This window comes from Microcystis sp. LEGE 08355, from assembly GCF_015207185.1.
Taxonomy (GTDB): Bacteria; Cyanobacteriota; Cyanobacteriia; order Cyanobacteriales; family Microcystaceae; genus Microcystis; species Microcystis panniformis.
Genome location: NZ_JADEXI010000755.1, coordinates 1 through 1925, shown reverse-complemented (window position 1 = coordinate 1925; position 1925 = coordinate 1). Strand labels below are relative to the sequence as shown.

3 protein-coding genes are annotated in these 1925 nt (G+C 47.4%); 2 read left to right on the top strand and 1 reads right to left on the bottom strand.

The genetic code is table 11. The features are described 5' to 3' along the window. Window positions 1-120: 120 nt before the first annotated feature. Both IQ242_RS23720 and IQ242_RS23715 read left to right on the top strand, forming a co-directional pair. On the top strand, window positions 121-798 hold the full coding sequence (locus IQ242_RS23720; protein WP_193961641.1) for a hypothetical protein: 678 nt from the start codon (window positions 121-123) through the stop codon (window positions 796-798). Between the two features lie 20 nt (window positions 799-818). Further along, entirely contained in the window at window positions 819-1244 is a 426-nt protein-coding gene (locus IQ242_RS23715) for a hypothetical protein (protein WP_193961640.1), read from the top strand. Window positions 1245-1278: 34 nt separating this feature from the next. Here the strand turns inward: IQ242_RS23715 and IQ242_RS23710 are convergent, their stop codons facing one another. Next, window positions 1279-1677 carry a hypothetical protein gene (locus tag IQ242_RS23710; protein ID WP_228021185.1) on the bottom strand — a complete coding sequence of 133 codons (399 nt, stop codon included), beginning with the start codon at window positions 1675-1677 and terminating at the stop codon, window positions 1279-1281. Between the last annotated feature and the right edge of the window lie 248 nt (window positions 1678-1925).

Genomic DNA, 1925 nt, shown 5'->3' with positions numbered 1-1925 from the left:
TTTCATAATTAGGGGTCTCAAGACCCCCCTAACGGCCACCGAGAAAATCTTCACCAGATAAGTATTTTTACTCAAGTCTCTGGAGGGGGACAGCTTATGTGACAGTTGAGGGTGCGGAATGTGGGCAGCAAAGCAGCTTTTTACAAAGGGATTCAGAGACTCAAAGACAAGAAACTAATCGACTGGGAAGCCCCTAACGGTGTCGTAGTAATTCTTGGACAAAATGGAGACTCATTGGACAAATCGGAGACTGTTGGACAAAATGGAGACTCATTGGACAAATCGGAGACTGTTGGACAAAATAGAGACTCATTGGACAAATCGGAGACTTTGTTGGACAAAATGGAGACTTTGTTGGACAAAATGGAGACTTCGTTGGACAAAATGGAGACTTTGACCCCATCAAAAACCTTACCAGTCAAAGCTTCCGTCGTTCCTCCAGATTCTTATCAGATTTTTATTAAATCTCTCTCAGATACGGCGAGAGAGAAATTTTTCAATTTTGTCAGGGAGAAGGTGAAAGACTTCAACCCACCCATCCACGACATCGAAGCATGGCTGGCCGGCAAGAACCGCGCGGGTAAAGAACGTTCCCGCGTGTATTACGATATGTTTCAAAGTGAAGTAGGAGAAGCCGATTGGGAGAACCATTCCAAACGAGAGGAGTGGATTGCTGAAATACGGCAAGGAAAAGGTCGTTTTGTAGCCCAAGGGGGACCACCAGAAGAGTGGGAGACAAGAAAAGCTTTTGCGGACTGGGCGATTACCAACAATTTAGTTTGGGGGAACAAATCTTGAAAAAACTCCCCAGGGAGCCGATGCGCCCCGAAAAGGAACCAGGAGCGGAGGTAGAAATCTGGCAGCCCGACTGGAATTGCTTCTGCTGTCATGACAGTGGGATTGTCCACCACTATCTCGCTGCCCTTGTCATCGATGGTTTTGACTCCAACCTGGATAAACTGCCCCGCTGCCATAACCCCGGCTGCTATGCCGGCGGTCACTTTGACGGGGAAGTTTTGGCTCCTAGTGTCGATTATCGGCTGACTGCTGACATCTGCCAAGAACTCGATGCTATTGAGCGGGAGAATTGGCGGGATTACGTTCAAAAGAAACGGCTTACTCTGAAAGTTGACCTATCAACCATCGGCAAAAGTTTGAGACAGTGCCAGCGCACATCGACCGAGGAAAGGTCAGCGCGGCAGAAACATCAGGCTGTTTTGGGGGAATTGAACGGTCTTTGCTGATTTCGGCGGTCGCTATCCTTGATCTTTAACAGCCCTAAATGAAACTGGCATTAACCTGATAGGAGATCAAATCTCCCTCAACAAAGAAACTGAGGCCGTAGCGACCCGGTGTTAAATTGAGAGACAGTCGGTCGCCGTATTCAACCGAACCGACGACGGTGGCGACACCCTTACTATCGAATCGCACTAGCTCGGTGATCACGTTGGGGTCGGTGGCGAGTTCCAAACGAAGGTTACGCGAAGTCCTGAATTTGAGTCTGTCCACACTATCCCAAACGCCGCAGCGATTAGTTTCCCCTAAATGACCGTCAACCTCGAAGCTTTTTCCCGTTTTAGCTTTTCCCAGATCGATCGCTCCGCCCCATTCCCGACTCAGATCGCGACGGGAATAAATCTCGCCGTCCATTCCAGTAATAACTGAACTTCCCCCCATACATATATACCATAATAGCCAGAACCCTTATCCATCAATGGATATAGCCCTTAACATTTCTTGATGTACCCATGTAATTTGTAACATTTCTTAATGGACAAGAATTCTCTCTATTTGCTAAAATGGTAGTCATGTATATAGAAAAAGTTCCTAACCGTAATTCCCCCCCCGCTGTCCTTCTTCGTGAATCCTATCGAGAAGGAGATCAAGTCAAAAAAAGAACCCTGGCCAACCTCTCAAAATTACCC

Coding starts and splice junctions, on each gene's coding strand:
- IQ242_RS23715 (WP_193961640.1), top strand. CDS start 819: ATGCGCCCCGAAAAGGAACCAGGAGCGGAGGTAGAAATCTGGCAGCCC.
- IQ242_RS23710 (WP_228021185.1), bottom strand. CDS start 1,677: ATGGGGGGAAGTTCAGTTATTACTGGAATGGACGGCGAGATTTATTCC.